This is a genomic window from Chitinophaga sp. S165, assembly GCF_003182155.1.
Taxonomy (GTDB): Bacteria; Bacteroidota; Bacteroidia; order Chitinophagales; family Chitinophagaceae; genus Chitinophaga.
The window spans coordinates 374,542-390,925 of the sequence record NZ_QGTG01000008.1 but is presented as its reverse complement, the minus strand read 5'-3'; the positions used below and the strand labels follow the sequence as shown (position 1 = coordinate 390,925).

Sequence of the window (16,384 nt, the reverse complement as noted above, 5' to 3'; positions counted from 1 at the left end):
AAAAATGATTTTTATTTCTTCAAGAGGAATCCTCCTTCAGTCGTACGTTCCAAAGTCAGACCATTCAGTAATGCTATATTTTCCAGGATATCTGCCGGCGTATCCGATGTTGTAAATTCTGCTGTGACCTTTATGTTGCGCAGGCTATGCGCGTCATAAGCGATCATAATATTAAAATGCTTTTCCAGTTGCTGCAGTACCTGTGGCAATGGTTGCTGGTGATATACCAGGCTATTGGATGCGACTTCCTGTCCGGAAGGCAACTGCCTGTTAGTTTCAGCGGGCTTGTTCACTAATGGCTGTCCTTTTGTTTTACTATCATATACCAGCGACTCTCCCGGATACAGGTATATTTCTTTAAACGTTACTTTTCCCTTCTGCGGATGCACTACTACTTTACCACTGTACAAACGCACCGTTACCTTGTTGTTATGTGCATTGACGCCGAACACCGTTCCTAATGCCGTTACAGCAGTATTACCTGCATATACAGTGAACGGGCGTTTACCATCTTTCGCTACATCAAATCTTGCCTTCCCTTTCAGCCATAACTCACGTCTGTTATTTTCGAATCCTGTTATATGCCGTAAAGAACTTCCCGCCCCTAGCTGCACATGGGAACTATCTTCCAATACTAACTGTATAATGTCCTTTCCATCGTTATTATATTCCTTCCACGCGCCTGCCTCATTCGATGTATTTGTGGCTACCTGTGCGGGAGCCTTCGTGATATCCTTTCTTATCAACAATACTCCGCTTAATACGATCACACCCGTTACGATCGCTGCTACTGCTACACGTTTCCATATGGATATGCGATGCTGACGTTTTTCAATATCACCCTGGATATTTGTAAATACCTTCTGTAGTACAGCGGGATGCAATTTTCCTTCGGGACGGAAAGTTTCCCAATCGCCTTCTTCAAGATATGTCGCCATCTCATCCGGGTGCTCATGGAAATATTGTAAGACGATCAATTCCTCTTCTTCCGTACATTCTCCCTTAATAAATCTTGCATATAATTCCCGTGGTAGCGCCATAGCAGCCGTATATTTATACATACTACGTTTGAAAGGAAAACATCCCTTACTGGTAACAATTTGTTCACATTGACCCGGTAAGGGCTACATAAGTGTAAAGAGAAATAGAGCTCTGCGCAGTTGTTTGAGCGCCTTTGAGATGTGGACTTCTACTGTCTTAGGAGAAATAGAGAGCATGCTGGAGATCTCTTTATGTGAGAGTCCATCTATCCTGCTTAACATGAATACCTTCTTCCTTACGGGTGGTAACTTGTCCATTTCCTGGTGCAGATGATAGACCGCATCTTTATTAGCAGGGGCTGTATGCTGGTCGTGGTTTAACAGATCTGAAGTATAAGACTGGAGAAATTCGCGGTGTTGCCTTTGCTGCCTCATAAGATCAATGAGGGCTGTTTTAGCGATACGGAAGATCTGTGCGGAAAGAGGATGTTCAGCAGATAGCCCTCCCCTGTAACGCCAAAGCTTTACAAAGGTGGTCTGCAGTAACTCTTCGGACCACAGTTGAGACCTGGTATGTTTCAGGAAGTAGAAGTACAATTTTTCATTGTAGGCATTATATACCTGTTCAAAAATTAGTGTATCCCCTTCCTTTAATGCACGTATATCTTCCACGAACTGGCATTTTCGGCAAGTGCAAAGTTTGCAAATTCCTTCAAAAGTGCTTATTAATAAATGATTAAGGATTGGTGAGGGCTAATTTTTTATCATACAAAGGAGTGGTTGTAAACAATTTATTTGTCGGTTTCGAATATTTATCCAATATTTGCACCCCGGCGAACAAAAAAGGATCAGTAGTTCAGTTGGTTAGAATGCCGCCCTGTCACGGCGGAGGTCGCGGGTTCGAGTCCCGTCTGGTCCGCAAGCTTTAAGCCTTCAAGTCGAAAGATTTGGAGGCTTTTTTGTTGTTGTTTATACCTGGGAAAGCAGACAATAAAAAGATTTACACATTTAGAAAAAATATTTGACGATTCGGGTTCACTTCTATTATTTTGCACCCGGAGAAATGGCAGAGCGGTCGATTGCGGCAGTCTTGAAAACTGTTGACTGTAACAGGTCCGGGGGTTCGAATCCCTCTTTCTCCGCACCAAAATTACCTTTATGGAGATAAAAATTTTGAAGCCTTCAGAACATATCTGGAGGTTTTTTGCTTTGTGCGGCAGTCTCTGATTAAATGATTTTGACTGTAACAGGTCCGGGGGGGCGAATCCCTCTTTCTCCGCACCAAAATTACCTTTACGGAGATAAAAATTTTGAAGCCTTCAGAACATATCTGGAGGTTTTTTGCTTTGTGCGGCAGTCTCTGATTAAATGATTTTGACTGTAAAAGGTCCGGGGGTTCGAATCCCTCTTTCTCCGCACCAAAATTACCTTTACGGGAGACAAAAAAAATGAAGCCTTCAGAACATATCTGGAGGTTTTTTGCTTTGTGCGGCAGTCTCTGATTAAATGATTTCGACTGTAAAAGGTCCGGGGGTTCGAATCCCTCTTTCTCCGCACCAAAATTACCTTTACGGAGATAAAGCCGAACGTAGTCGCTGACAGTTTTTGTTACTATATCCCATCCTGGATGTTTATTGAGGGTATAATTAGAAAATTAAGTGAGAAGTTCAGCTTGGGGTGCTACTATTTGGTACATAGAAAAGTAAAAGCAAAGCCCAAACTACTTAACGTATTCTGCGGCTTTGCTCTTCTGCTCTCTTAACAGATAAAAGTAATCGACGTTTTAAAACATCCAACTATTAGTATCTGGGTCTAAATCCAGGTCTTGGGCCGGATCTGGAGAAACGATTATTTTCTGGTCTTTCAGGTTTTGGACGAGCCTCATACACTACTATTGTCTGGCCAGCAACTACTGAATTATTCAATTCCTTAATTGCCTGTACTGCATTGGAATCGTCTGGCATTTCAACGAATGCAAAGCCTTTAGAACGGCCACTGTACTTATCATAAGCCACATTAATACTATATACAACTCCATATGGGTCAAATAAAGACCATATTTCATCTTCAGTTGTTCTGTCACTTATATTACCTACAAAAATATTCACAATTATAATTTTAATTAAATACAGATACTGCTAAAAAACAGCAACTTAGGAAGAAAAAGAAACCCAAAATAAATCAGAAGGGGCCTAATGCAACCTTGCTAAAGTTAGAGCAATAAATTGGGTAATATAGAACTAATTTATAGGGATATTATATTATTATTTAAATTCTCTAATAAGGATTGCTGCATTAGTACTAACAGATCAGATCTACTGAATGCACTGTGACATAGATAGACTAGATAATATCCGGCTGATTGATTGATTGTTTTGCTGCATAAAGCCGATTCAATACCCAAACGGCCCAGCCCATATAGAGCAACAGTATTGCCAGCTCTGCGATCAATAATGGTAGCGAAGGTTTGGATGGCTGTGCAAAATCATCCATTAAAGCCAATATACCTCCTTCCTTGTTTACTGGACGTATATAATTCTTATATTCTTTCACAGCCTGCTGATAATGAGTTATTCTTGAGGGGATTGAGACGATGATGGATACCAACAGGATACAACAGGCGACCTGAAGCGGCAATCTTTTTTGCTTATCGCGGTATTGTACAAAAGCAATAAATAGAAAAACTGCAAACAAAATTGAAAAAAGCGGTATCGCGGAAAGACGATAACTCCCTGTCCAACTGGCCAGCGGGTATTTTATTGTGTCAAAAACTTCATGTGGAAAACACAGGAACAATGTTATACGTGCTGCGTAGGGTAGATGAATAGACAATAGATCTAACCCCATGGATAAGAACCATCTTACAAGGATGATCAATGCTATTACTATGGCGGATATTACAACCTGTTTTCGCTGGTTGGTCTTCATAGGTACATTTTAAGACGAAAATAAAAAATAGCCTCGTAGGAAGCAATACGCCGGAATTACCTGCTTGATAAACTATTCTATGACGTCTTTTGAATACGGCCTTATGTCTACTATTAAATCTCAATATTATTAATGTCCGACATAACCGGTTCGAAAGTTGTAACCTACAGCTCGCAAAAAAAATGGTATAACTGATTAAAAAACAACCAGTCATACCACTCCATCTTTTTTAAAAAAATAAGCCTACTTCTCTGAAGTAATAGTGACACTTTCTATCAAGTCAACCGCGATCAGCTTCGGTGCGTCGGCCACAAATACATCCAGCACACCGTCAGCCATCTTGATAGGCCCTCCAATACGTGTAGCGCCGGGAATAGTCTTCATAGCCGTCGCTTCAGCAGCGAGCCGTTTAGCCCTCGCAAAATATCGGCCAGCGGCAGCATTTCCATTATCAGCCGCGTTAAGGCCCGCGGCCGTTAACTGTAGCGCTCTTCCCCATAACTGCATAGCATCAAGCCACGGACGTGCATCCAGTGCAAAAGAAGTATCAACGATCCCTGCCCGGATAATATCAGGTGCATTTGTAAACGCAGACGCATATTGACTCAGGCCTGCAATCGCCTCATGACGGATAGTAGCGTCGCCATTTGCAATCGCATCTCGCACGCCATCCAACATTGCTTTCATTTTGGGCGCCTGTACCTGCCATGGCTGGCTACCAAAAGTCGGAGCCATATGCTGTGTGTCGAAGAAAGTCAATAAAGCAGCAGTAGCCTGCTCATCACCACCCGCCAGCTCACGCGCGGCAGCCAACCAGGTACGCTCAGCATCATACCCCTTGTCGTTCCACGCAAAGGCAACTACCCCTGTTACCGCAACACGGCTTGGTACCTCCTGATTCATTGGATTAGACAGAATACCCGCCAGCTCACCCGATAAACCAGCTTCACGCTTCATATAAGGAGCAAGCAATAACCGCCCGGCAGATTGCCCATAATCGTTAACAGGATAGTTATCCCACAATAATGTCTTACGTCCGAAAGCCTTTGTTGCTGCGCGTGCATCCGGAACAGAAATTGCAGGAGGCACAACATCTGTACCCGTCCACTGTACCACAATTTGCGAATCCAGATTTTTCCTTAACGCCGCTTTGTAAGGTGTTTCTTTTGCATCATAATACTCGGTCGGCACAATAATAAGCGGCGGGGCGGTAGGATCATTTTTCTTAAGATTTGCCTGCAGAGCATTTAGCAGCCTTGCCTGTGCAATGCCTGCGGCCTCGGCACCAGAGGGACCAAAGGTTGTCTTATCAAGATCACAATTCCATTTTGTATATTCAATATCATCAAGTGCTACATAAAAGCTGTGGACGCCGATGGAACGAAGAGCAGCGAACTTGCGCTCCAGATGATGAAGATCGCTCGAATCAGAGAAACAAACTGTTGGTCCGGGAGAAATGGCATACACAAAATTCACATGGTTTCTCTTTGCCACTGCCACTAATTTACCCAGCTCTGCTAAAGTCGTAGCAGGATAAGCCTCACGCCAGCGGTCACGGGCATAAGGATCATCTTTAGGGCTATAGATATAAGTATTCGCCTTGACAGTAGCGAGAAAGCCCAAATGCTTCTCCCGATCTGTCATTGACCATGGCTTACCATAAAACCCTTCAATAGTACCACGGATCGGCATAAGAGGATGGTCTTTGATTAAAAGCGCCGGAATAACCTTCCGTTGTGCCAGCTGTCTGAATGTCTGTGCCGCGTGAAATAAACCGTCTGCATCGTGACCCGCCAATGTAATAAGAGCACCATTACCCGTTACAATACCAGCAATCGTGTAGCCCTCAGTACTGCTGTCCAGTGCAGCGCCACTCTTTGTCAGTGCAGTGCGGACGATCGCCGCTTCTCCGGTTCCCATAATAATATGAGGTACATCCGGATGCTGTGGCAACTGTTTCGCTACCGTTATACTTTCAACTCCTGCTAATGTTAGTGCGTTACGGACAAGTTCTACAGTCTCCGTCCCCGTTTCCGGGGACGCAATTAAAACAACCGACCTTCCCAATACTATCGAACCCTTTCCCAGCTCTATAGATACGGGTGCAGGGAAAATTGCAGGCAGTGTAGCGGGGCGGTTCTGCGTTAAGTGCTGGATTGTTTGAGCACTGGTGCTGCTATAACCTAACATGACTACGGCTAAGCAAGTAAATAACATTCTCATTCCTCTTTCAAATTTATAAACCTGTAATAATGGCAAGGTAGTAACTATAGCACAGAGAATATATAAAAACACGATGTTATTTTTTGCAGGGGATAATAACCCAATTGGGGTTTCTTGTTCACGACCTGTATTATCCGCCTCGAGAATAAATATGTCCACTTGGACAGATTACTTATTTACCCGGCGCTTCCCTACGTATAATTTTGCTGCAACATCAGATACCAAATCTTAAAATCTAAATTAAAAAAAGCAATGAGAACAAAAATCTCCACCATACTGCTAGCAGCAACCTTCTCATTAAGTATTCCTGCAATTACTAATGCACAGACGACCGGAACAAAAACGGTAATATCGGAATCCGATATAAGTATCAGGCCTTTCAAGATCAACATTCCCCAGGCAAAACTTGATGAACTTAAAAGACGCATCGCTGAAACCCGTTTTCCGGATAAGGAAACTGTAAAAGATGAATCTCAGGGTATCCAACTGGCGCAATTAAAAGAACTAATAAACTATTGGGGAAATGATTATGACTGGAGAAAACTGGAAAACAAGTTAAATGCCCTTCCTCAGTTTGTGACAAAAATTGATGGTTTAAATATCCAGTTCATCCATGTACGTTCAAAAGAACCCAATGCACTGCCTGTAGTCCTCACCCACGGCTGGCCAGGTTCTCCCCTGGAGTTCATTGATGCTATAGGGCCGTTAACCGATCCGGTTAAATATGGCGGTAAAGCAGAAGATGCTTTTGATGTAATAATACCTGCTATCCCGGGATATGGTTTTTCAGAAATACCAAAAGAAGTGGGCTGGAATCCTGACCGCGTTGCTAAAGCATGGGACGTTCTGGTGAAACGTCTTGGTTATAAAAAATATGTCTCCGAAGGTGGCGACCATGGTTCAGTGATCTCCGACGCTTTAGCAAGACAAGCACCATCAGGTCTTTTAGGTATACACCTTACTATGCCTGCAACAATTCCTGCTGAACTTGTAAAACCAATTAATGCAGGAGATCCTGCACCATCAGGACTTTCTGCATCCGAAACTAAGGCATATAATTCTTTAAGTACCTTCTTTGGAAGAAATGCGGCTTACGGAGGAATGATGGTGACCCGTCCACAGACTACCGGCTATTTACTTTCTGATTCTCCAAGTGCATTAGCAGCATTCTTGTATGAAAAAATTGCAGAATGGACGGATAGTGACTTAAAACCCGAAAAAGTAATCAGCAGGGACGCTATCCTTGATGATATTACGCTCTATTGGTTGACCAATACAGGAGCATCCTCTTCCCGGTTCTATTGGGAAAACAATAACAATAATTTCAGCTCCGAACATCAGAAAACAAAGGATATAAAAGTTCCTGTAGCCATTTCTGTTTTTCCACATGAAATTTACGAGGCTCCTGAAAGCTGGTCAAAAAAAGCATACCCTTCATTGTATTACTATCATAAAGCACCTAAAGGCGGGCACTTTGCGGCGTGGGAGCAGCCACAGATCTTTACTGAAGAACTCAGGGCGGCCTTCAGATCTCTACGATAAGAGACTGAGCTTCATCTCCTACAGCCCAATAAAAAGGGACTGATCATCTTTTCGATAATCAGTCCCTTTTTATGGATACCAGCATTAACCCTTCTACTTATTTTAACGTCTTACGAAGCCAGGCTCGTACCGGTTCATCAAATAGTTTTAAGCTTGCATATGCCACTACAATAGCACCTAAAAAGGTACTTAATGCATATGGCCAGGATTGCGAAAGAGTTATTCCCTTGTGATCGCTAACCCACCCCACATAGAAATAAACAAGCGTATAATGGGTGATGTATAGCGGATACGATATGTCACCAAGTAATTTACAAATCTTAAACCCGCTGTTACTGTTCATTGTTGCACCAGCTCCAATCAGCACTATCAGCGGGAATACAAGAATGATACATATCGCCTCATACAGACCATTCATCCACAGATGATCAGCTCCGCCAATACGTGGCATAAACAATACTGCAGCCAGCAATAATGAACTCCACAGAAAAGCGTTTTTTATATGTATCTTTTTCCCAAGTCTCGATAATAATAGTCCGGCAAAAAACGGATACATCATTCGCGTCATCCCGACCTGAACCTGTTCCACTGTTAATGTCCAGCCACCGGTTACATCGCCATTTGAATTAGTTGCAGCGAAATATACCAGTGCAGCCGCCGCTAAACCGACCAAAACAGCCAGCGCCTTATTTGATAATCTTCTGATACCTATTGCGTATAATATATTGGCTATGTATTCAAAAAATAAAGACCAGGCCACGCTATTTAGTGGATGCATCTCCTGCCAGCCACGTATATCCATAGACAATGGAACAGGCAATATTGTATAACCAATAAGCATAACGAGCAACATTTTCCATACAGGTACTGTATGAATAAGCGGCCATATTGCAGATTCAGTATAATAGAAACCCAGAGCACCCAATGTCATACCCAGAATAACAAGTGGCTGCAGCCGTTCAAAACGACGTCTTAAAAAGGAACCGACTGTAAGTTTATTCCATCTGTCATCGTATGCGTAACCTATTACAAAGCCAGAGAGAAGAAAGAAAAAATCTACCGCAAGATAGCCGTGATTGATCAGTTGATCAAGGTGACTGGTGGCATGTGGTTCACAGAGATGGAACCATACTACTATTATCGCAGCCACACCACGTAACCCATCTAATATCTGATAGTGAGTTTTTGTAGGAAGAGCGTTATTATTCATCAAATTCGCGTGTGGAATGAAATACAGCAACTATCTATTTTGTAATTGATAGTTGCTGTATAGGCTTAAAATTTTATATCATTAGTTAGTATGCAATTTGTCAGCTAAGACTTTCATATAAAAACCGCCAACAACACTTCTTGCTTTAAAGTTTTCACGGATACCGGTTTTTGAATCGTAAAAATCGTTGAGCGGAACACGGGATGGTGTCTCTAATGCATGTATGTAAAGAGGTCTGATCAATGCATCAAACTGCTCCTTTTCCGGAGCGAAGCTTGCCGTCCACACGATCCAGTCATTTTTAGTATAGGATTTACGACTGTCCAGTGGTATACCAAATTTATTTCCTCTAGTGAGGTAATATTTTGTCTCAGTGTCATAAACCTTTTGTGGGAATAGATTCAGGTCTAATACCTTGTCCCATATCAAATTATATTTCTGGCTCCAGGTGTTTTTATTATCAAATGTAAGCGCATAGTGATCCCCTGCGTCTGCCATTTCAATCCATTTTGGAACCATGTTTTCAGCAATGGCGCGATATTTTTTGGCTGTTTCATGTTCACCTAACTGTTCTGCCATTTGCGCATAACATCCAATTGCAACAATTGCTTTAACAGATAAATTGGCGTTACGCGCCAGGTGGCCGGCAAAATCATCAGTACACAACTGTGTCTTAGGATCAAGTCCTTCTTGGGTAAGATAGTCCACCCAGGTCGTCAGCGTTTGCCAGTGCTTTTTAGCATAGTCAGTATTCCCCTGCACTTTGGTAATAGCAGCACATAAAATGATCATATTACCAGACTCCTCTACAGGCATAGGTTCTCCGTAGGTTTGACCATTTGCTTTCGGATACGTTCCCAGGTCATGTGCAGCCCAGGGATGAGGATATTTCCCGGTCTCACTGAAAGTAAATATACCAGTTAACATTCCCTGCATCAACTCCGGATTATAAATAAGATATAGCGGTGCAGAAGGATATGTTACATCAACCGTGTTAATAAAACCGCCGCTATTATTTTCCTTTGACAGCCACAATGTCTCGCCCTCCGGGCTTTTAACCAACGTATGTGCGGCAATGCTCTGCCGGTAAGCTAATACACAAATATGTGCATACTCTGCACCACCTGATTTCAATGCTGTAGCATATACTTCTTTATCAAATTCACTACACCTTTGCATGATACTGTTATATTCATTGTCTGCACTGATCAGCTGCCCTTCTATTGTCTCATTACCGGTAGCATTCCACCAGGGCCTTAAATTATTGTTGAAATACTGAACAGCATAAATTTCATCATACGCCAGCTCAACAAAGCGTTCTACCTTGTTACTGCCAACGGAACCGAAAGGAATTACCGTATTCAGAGATAATGATCTTCCTTCTGAAGCAGATGATTTAGTTACTCCTTTTTTAAATGCTTCCACGGCATCAGCTCCTTTTGTAATGTATTGGATAGCGCCGGCATTCTTTTCTGCAGCTACGTAAAAATAGCCCCAGTCTATACGCATATCATCAGCACCTTTTTGCAGCACAGGTTGATCTACGGTACCCACCTTTAAAACGGACAAGTTACCCGTATCATAACGTTTAGCAGCAACAAGCTGAGATGGTTGGTAAACCGCAATGTCAGATGATGCACCTAAAAAGACTTTAACAGCATGTTTCTTCCCATCGTTTGCTTTTACAGCATACGTAATATAAGATACTGGCCGGGCAACTAATTTAAGATCATTTAGCAAAAGCGGTGAGGTGAATTTAAGTTGCAGATCAATATTGCCAGCAGTAAACTCATAGGTCGTCTGCGTTGCGGTAATGTCTACTTTTGTTTGTTTCGCAACCAGGTTTTCACCGGTAGCATCCTTTTGTTTATCTACTAAACCAAAGTCCAGATACCTGCCTCCGGCAGTATTAGCAAGATGAATGGCAATTGTATTTTCACCAGTTTTCAGCAGGCTTTTATTAACCGGCAGGTATTTGAAACTGCCCGTCCATCCGGTTGTCTCATAGATCTTATTACCATTTAGATATACCTCAACATTGTCATCATGATTAAGCTTTAGTAACAGCTCATTGATGCTGGCGGTGTTCTTAACTGTAAAATTTCTCCTGATCCATATATTGTCGGACTTCCATAAGGTTTTTACATTTTTATCATCATCACCAAATGGTGCCTGGCCAGATTTCCAGTTAGTTGTTTTGTAATCTTTCGAAGTCCAGCTAGCATCGGGCTGGGTTTCTGTATAACTTACATCATAAGGTATCTCATCAGCCGCAGCCAATATCGTTTTATAATTCGTTTGCTCTTTGCCTAAAAAACGATACACCTTTCCATCTACGTTAATCATTCCCAAAAGTGAATGATCAGCTCCTGTCCAATGTGTCGTTGTTGAATTGTTCAACTCATCAGTATTAGACCAAATGCTAAAGTTGGTATTATGAGTAATGAGCGGATATGCAGGCGCTATTCTATTCTGCGCCTGAATTTGGCAAGTGCAAAAAAAACATGCTAGTACGCTGAGACCTTTTAATCTGTTGAACTTAATCATCTTAGATTTTATAAATTTTCGTTTGGAATTTTAGCGGGTTAAATTAGATAACCGGAATTTACGTTTATGATTTCCGTCCCAAGATTAAAATAATTCAGGGCAATTTTGAATGTTTTTGGAATTTTTACAATGATGAGCTTCTTAATGATTTTATTTTAGTGCTGTTAAGGCAGCATGAGTATCAATTTGTTTTGATAGTATCATTTCGAGAGAACTTATATGTGGCAATGGGAAGCAGCCATTTGTCTTGATCGATGTGAGCATAACCTTGTTCAAGATAAAGATCGGTTGTGTAAGGCTTTTTATATTTGATTTATAACTATACATTTGTATTATCATTTGTTATTAGCAATCTGAAATAATTCAGCATTTTCTAAGCCCCTTTTAACCATGGAACAGGAATTCCCTATTGCCACCTATATTGCCTTACAGCAAGAGCTTAATACAGAACGAGCGCAGCTTGAAAAGGAAAAAGCAACCTGGAAAGCTATCAGGGCAACTGCTAGTGAAACTGACATTAACCAGCTGGACGAACAGTTCAGCACACACTTTGAATATCTGTTTGACGTTGTACATAATTCATCCGGTACATCCCTGCGGGAATACCGGGACTTACTCAATGCACTTCTGCAAAAAGGAGCTTCTGCCAGCTTATTGAGCAATTATGAACTGGAAGGCTATAATCTGGCGATGTTCATCAAGGACATATACCTGATCAACGGTAGTGATAACCTGGACCTAGCGGCAGATATCGTCAGAACAACCATTATTGCCGGCGCAGATCTCAATCGTCAAAAAGCATATGTAGGTAACGGTGGGATCAACTCACTTGAACAGGTATGCGCATATCTCGCCCTGGGTATCAAATATGGCTATTCCAAGCTCACTGTTGAACAATACTCCTTCTGCTACCGGATCTTTCCGTGGATAGCCCACAAACAGCTACCAGGAGATGTTGCAAATGGGCACTTCGAAGAGCCATATCATCTGTTCAGGCGTATGCTCTATGCTTCTCCCGATGTGGAAGATATGCAGGAGAAAACATTACTACGAATAATGACTCTTGGATGGAGCCCATTTTCCATTGCTGATGAATTGCTAAGTCCCCGCGCCTTTGCAAGAATAGCCGTCATTAACCCGCGATGGCTGACCATGCTGATACCTCACGAGCAGCAAGAACTAAAGCCATATCTGGACATTGTTCGCGAAAGAATAAATCCTGCCATTATCAAATACCTGCTGAATGCTTTCACCAGTGATAAGAAAATCAGAAAACATCTGAGAACATTCTTCTCCCGCCGGCCTCACTGGCTATTGAAAAAGATAATCACAGAGACACCGGAAACAATATTTGACCTGGTTAGAAGAAATGAGCAGGATCTGCTAATACCTTTTCTGAAACATTATAAGCGAGGCCTTATGGCATTGCGGAGTAAAGACAATCAAACCTTGTTGCAATTTGCCATGAAGTGCAGGAGTACAGTAGAAAATACGATAGAGTTGTTGCGTCAGGCAGGGGTTTCCACCGCGTCATAAATAAAAGTGCTTCCTGGGAAGCCTACTGAATTGAGGCTTGAGCGATTGTATGCAAAAGGGTCCCTTTTGTTTTTTGAGTATTGCGGATTTTACGCCATACTAACTTTCTGATTTACTGTACTGCCCCTATCAGCAGAATAACCGATCCATTTTGTAAATACGACAAATCCTTCTGAAGCAGAAAAGAATGATGACCTTAACACATGATTGTCTTCATCTGTGTCGAGATACATTTGCCGCATTTGCTCATTTGACGAAAGGGTTAAGCAGGTAAGGGAAACAAATAGCATGGCCATAAGCCATTTTGAAAATGACAGCATAGATATAGGGAATTTACTGCAGCAAAGATATATTAAAAGAATATAGATATCATGTACCGGATTGGCTGTTTGACACGTTGGCTGGTCCCATCGAACCCATATTATCAGAAGTCGGCCCGGCCACTTTTTATTATCTGCTTAAATGAATTATCTTGGCCCAAACCTCCGTGCTATGAATCCCTCATTTGAAAGAACAACTGCCAGCTCTTTACATCGTTCAGCGGCAGATAATTCATCGCAAGACGGCATTGCAGTACCGGCAGTGCTCTCCCGGCAGGTTATTCCGGAAAACGCAAATGCAGACATAGAAGAACCTCTCCCAACGGTTACGGATAGAGGAATAACAGCGGACATAAAGGAACCGCTCTCAACGGATCAGGAGAACCAAACAACTGCGGACATAGAGGAACCGCTCTTGCTGGATATGGATGAGGATGGGGTAGATGAACAACATACTTTATTGCTGGAAGGCGACATACTATATCTTCATTCAGATAAGCAGACGTTGAGCGATTTTATTGCCCGCAAGAGGGGTAGGACCGGAAAAAAGATGTTAACGAAGCAGGAATTGCTACTGCTTGTTGAGATTGAAAAGCTTTCAATAACTGTGCATACCGGCAGGTATGGAACCAAAGCTCAAAGCGGCAAAAAGCGTAAAGCACCACTCCAACAAGAGAGGTTAGACGGGATAAAAGCACTTAAAAAGATTGCGCTGTTATTGGCACAGTTCAATCAGATCAGCAAGGGGCCAAACATGGCGATGAAAAAGATGCGGCCTCCCTCCCATCAGAGCCTGTTAGTGACTAAAACAATCCAGGGAGATACCTTTTGTAGTAAGGTGGTGATGGAACCGTTGAGCATTGTACCCAGAGATGATGGTCTACACGGTTCTATCCCTGAAGAAGAGACTAAGTTATGGAGAAGGCTGAGAAATCTGGCCGACTATAAACGCGGCCATATGTTAAATGAACAGGTACACGGTCCCGGTATCAATACTAACCTGGTGCCAGTATCCACTAAGCTTAACAATAAAATGAGAGAATCAGTGGAAAAAGTGACTAAGGAAGCCGTAAACGCCAACAACAAAGTAGTACGTTTTGAAGCAGAGTCTCTTAACTGGGGGAACTTTAAGGGCGCCTTCGGCGCGCCGGATGAACGATTATTACCATCACATTTTCGTTTCAGGGTGACCCAAATGACTTTGATACCCAACCAGGGATATGACGGTAGTGATATCAGTCATTGGGAGGAAAATACATCTAAAAAGGTAATCTTTGAGGACACCCTGAAGCATGATATTCCGACCGATGTGGTACCAGGCAACATAGCATTTACCACAAAGACTTTTGCGCCAGGATTTTACTTTCATCCCGGAGGAAAGATAGAACCAACGTCGTCTCCTAATGAATATCTCCTGAGAGGATACTTTAGCATAAATAACAAGTCAGCACTGTTCCCTGCATTGGCAATGGATGACAGAAATAACTTGTCCTACGATATTATCAACGAAAAGGTAACAACAAAATATAAAGTGCCACCAGGCTATCATATTGTATTGCCTTTTGGGCCTGAAGAACTGGAATACATTTTATATACCGATGAGATAAAAAAAACATCATCAGACACCCCTGCCTTTCTTATTGTAAATAGTAACCGGCATGTCAATCTGAAAAAAGATTTTGATGAAGAAAAAAGGCTCGCAAGAGAACGGGTGAAAGCAAGAAATCAAGTTGTTCTGGACCAGCAAGCTATGGAAGAGCAGAAAAGAAAACAACTTGAAGCACAACGCAAGTTGGAAAAGGAAGAAACCGAACATAGACTAAAGGAACAAAAGAAGAGCGATGGCTTCCGACGTCTACTGTATAGCGCTTTCCGCGAGGAATCCTACAAATACGAAGCGGAATTCAATGATGTATATCTGGAAAAATTTGAATCCAATCGCGAGAAGATACTGTACTGGGCAGGCGAAGAATGGAAAAAGGATAACCAGCTTTACACAAAGGATAAGGATGGCCTTCTTGTTCCGTTGGTGCAAGAGTTGATAAAAATTAAAGACAGACTACTGGAAAAACAGATCGTCTATGAAGAAAAGGAAGAACTAAAAAGAAAAGAGGAGGAAAAATTGAGATTGGAGGAGGAAAAAATACTATTTGAGGAAGAAAAAGAAAGAGCTGCCGTTATTGAATACTTTGTGCAGCAAATAGATGAAAAAGCAACAAATGACCACCTTCCTAAATTAAGATCCGAAGCCGGACAGTCATATTATATCCGTAAGAAAAAAGAACTTCTGACTACCTACACCAATTTCTGGAGAAATGACATCGATGTACTGAAGAAAGACACTGACAAATTGCTATCCTCCGCCCTGAATAAATTAGAGCAGATTTATGAACAGGCATTAAAGGTCCCGGATGCGCCTGTGAAGAAACCATCTGTCCCACTTAAACGCAAGCTGGAAATCAGTAAGGAAGATAAGAAAAAGGAGGATGAAGATAGATCAAAGAAGCGGATACCTCAAGATCGTTTCCAATCTCCAATACCACAATCTAATACAACAACATTCCATAATCCAACACCATTTGATCCCTTTAAATACAACCTCGGGTTCAGTAATAACAACCAAGATAGAATGGAAGAGGAGGAAAAAGAACCGCGGGATCGTTTTACACTTCCACCAACGCAGTCTAATACGACATTCCATATCCCCACACCTCCTACACCTTTTAAATACAATCAGGAGTTCAGGAATGACCGAAACCGGATAGAGGAAGACAGACCATTCAATTTCAATCCCAGGACGCAGCAGCAACATCACCATCAACCTCCTCAGAGAGGCGATTTATATAGAGACACGGCACGACAAATAGACGGGGCTGCATTAACAGCGTATAACTACTATCGGAATAATTATCTGAAGGAGCAGCTTTACAGACTGAAGCAGCCATTGGAATTATTTATACAGCAACCTACTATTGATGGCTGGATCCAGATCAACAAGATACTTTGGGAAATGCTTGATATAAATGCACTAAAATGGTTTGCCGATAAGTGGCTACCAATGTGGGATAATATAAAGCCGTCATAGCGTGTATAGAGCG

At 42.1% G+C, this 16,384-nt stretch carries 10 protein-coding genes and 2 tRNA genes; 5 read left to right on the top strand and 7 right to left on the bottom strand.

Going from position 1 to position 16,384, the window contains the following annotated elements; genetic code table 11:
• Positions 1 to 11: 11 nt before the first annotated feature.
• Together C7475_RS26490 and C7475_RS26485 are read right to left on the bottom strand one after the other, a co-directional pair.
• The gene (locus C7475_RS26490; protein WP_110056423.1) at positions 12 to 1,061 is read right to left on the bottom strand and encodes a FecR family protein; all 1,050 of its coding nucleotides are present in this window, start codon (positions 1,059 to 1,061) and stop codon (positions 12 to 14) included.
• 63 nt (positions 1,062 to 1,124) lie between these two features.
• Positions 1,125 to 1,652, bottom strand: a complete 528-nt coding sequence (locus tag C7475_RS26485; RefSeq protein WP_158286625.1) for an RNA polymerase sigma factor — start codon at positions 1,650 to 1,652, stop codon at positions 1,125 to 1,127.
• A gap of 173 nt (positions 1,653 to 1,825) precedes the next feature.
• Between C7475_RS26485 and C7475_RS26480 the strand changes: the two genes are divergently transcribed.
• Positions 1,826 to 1,899, top strand: a tRNA-Asp gene (locus C7475_RS26480).
• A 138-nt stretch (positions 1,900 to 2,037) separates the two neighbouring features.
• Positions 2,038 to 2,122, top strand: a tRNA-Ser gene (locus C7475_RS26475).
• Positions 2,123 to 2,779: 657 nt separating this feature from the next.
• On the opposite strand, the gene C7475_RS26470 is transcribed toward C7475_RS26475, so the two are convergent.
• The 3 genes from C7475_RS26470 to C7475_RS26460 form a co-directional block, all read right to left on the bottom strand.
• Positions 2,780 to 3,088: an RNA-binding protein gene (locus C7475_RS26470; RefSeq protein ID WP_110056421.1), complete on the bottom strand. Its 309-nt coding sequence runs from the start codon at positions 3,086 to 3,088 to the stop codon at positions 2,780 to 2,782.
• Between the two features lie 235 nt (positions 3,089 to 3,323).
• Positions 3,324 to 3,908, bottom strand: coding sequence for a hypothetical protein (locus C7475_RS26465; protein ID WP_110056420.1), 585 nt, complete (start codon positions 3,906 to 3,908; stop codon positions 3,324 to 3,326).
• A 243-nt stretch (positions 3,909 to 4,151) separates the two neighbouring features.
• Positions 4,152 to 6,131 (bottom strand): beta-N-acetylglucosaminidase domain-containing protein, encoded by a 1,980-nt coding sequence (locus C7475_RS26460; RefSeq protein ID WP_110056419.1) that lies wholly within the window; start codon positions 6,129 to 6,131, stop codon positions 4,152 to 4,154.
• Positions 6,132 to 6,383: 252 nt separating this feature from the next.
• Between C7475_RS26460 and C7475_RS26455 the strand changes: the two genes are divergently transcribed.
• The gene (locus C7475_RS26455) at positions 6,384 to 7,673 is read left to right on the top strand and encodes an epoxide hydrolase family protein (RefSeq protein WP_110056418.1); all 1,290 of its coding nucleotides are present in this window, start codon (positions 6,384 to 6,386) and stop codon (positions 7,671 to 7,673) included.
• Between the two features lie 97 nt (positions 7,674 to 7,770).
• On the opposite strand, the gene C7475_RS26450 is transcribed toward C7475_RS26455, so the two are convergent.
• Both C7475_RS26450 and C7475_RS26445 read right to left on the bottom strand, forming a co-directional pair.
• A complete protein-coding gene (locus C7475_RS26450) occupies positions 7,771 to 8,883 on the bottom strand; it encodes an acyltransferase (RefSeq protein ID WP_110056417.1) in 1,113 nt (370 codons plus the stop codon).
• 81 nt (positions 8,884 to 8,964) lie between these two features.
• Positions 8,965 to 11,430, bottom strand: coding sequence for a glutaminase domain-containing protein (locus C7475_RS26445; RefSeq protein WP_110056416.1), 2,466 nt, complete (start codon positions 11,428 to 11,430; stop codon positions 8,965 to 8,967).
• A 390-nt stretch (positions 11,431 to 11,820) separates the two neighbouring features.
• On the opposite strand from C7475_RS26445, the gene C7475_RS26440 reads away from it, so the two are divergent.
• Both C7475_RS26440 and C7475_RS26435 read left to right on the top strand, forming a co-directional pair.
• Positions 11,821 to 12,966, top strand: a complete 1,146-nt coding sequence (locus C7475_RS26440; protein WP_110056415.1) for a hypothetical protein — start codon at positions 11,821 to 11,823, stop codon at positions 12,964 to 12,966.
• A 492-nt stretch (positions 12,967 to 13,458) separates the two neighbouring features.
• Positions 13,459 to 16,371, top strand: coding sequence for a DNA/RNA non-specific endonuclease (locus tag C7475_RS26435; RefSeq protein ID WP_158286624.1), 2,913 nt, complete (start codon positions 13,459 to 13,461; stop codon positions 16,369 to 16,371).
• The last annotated feature ends 13 nt before the right edge of the window (positions 16,372 to 16,384 follow it).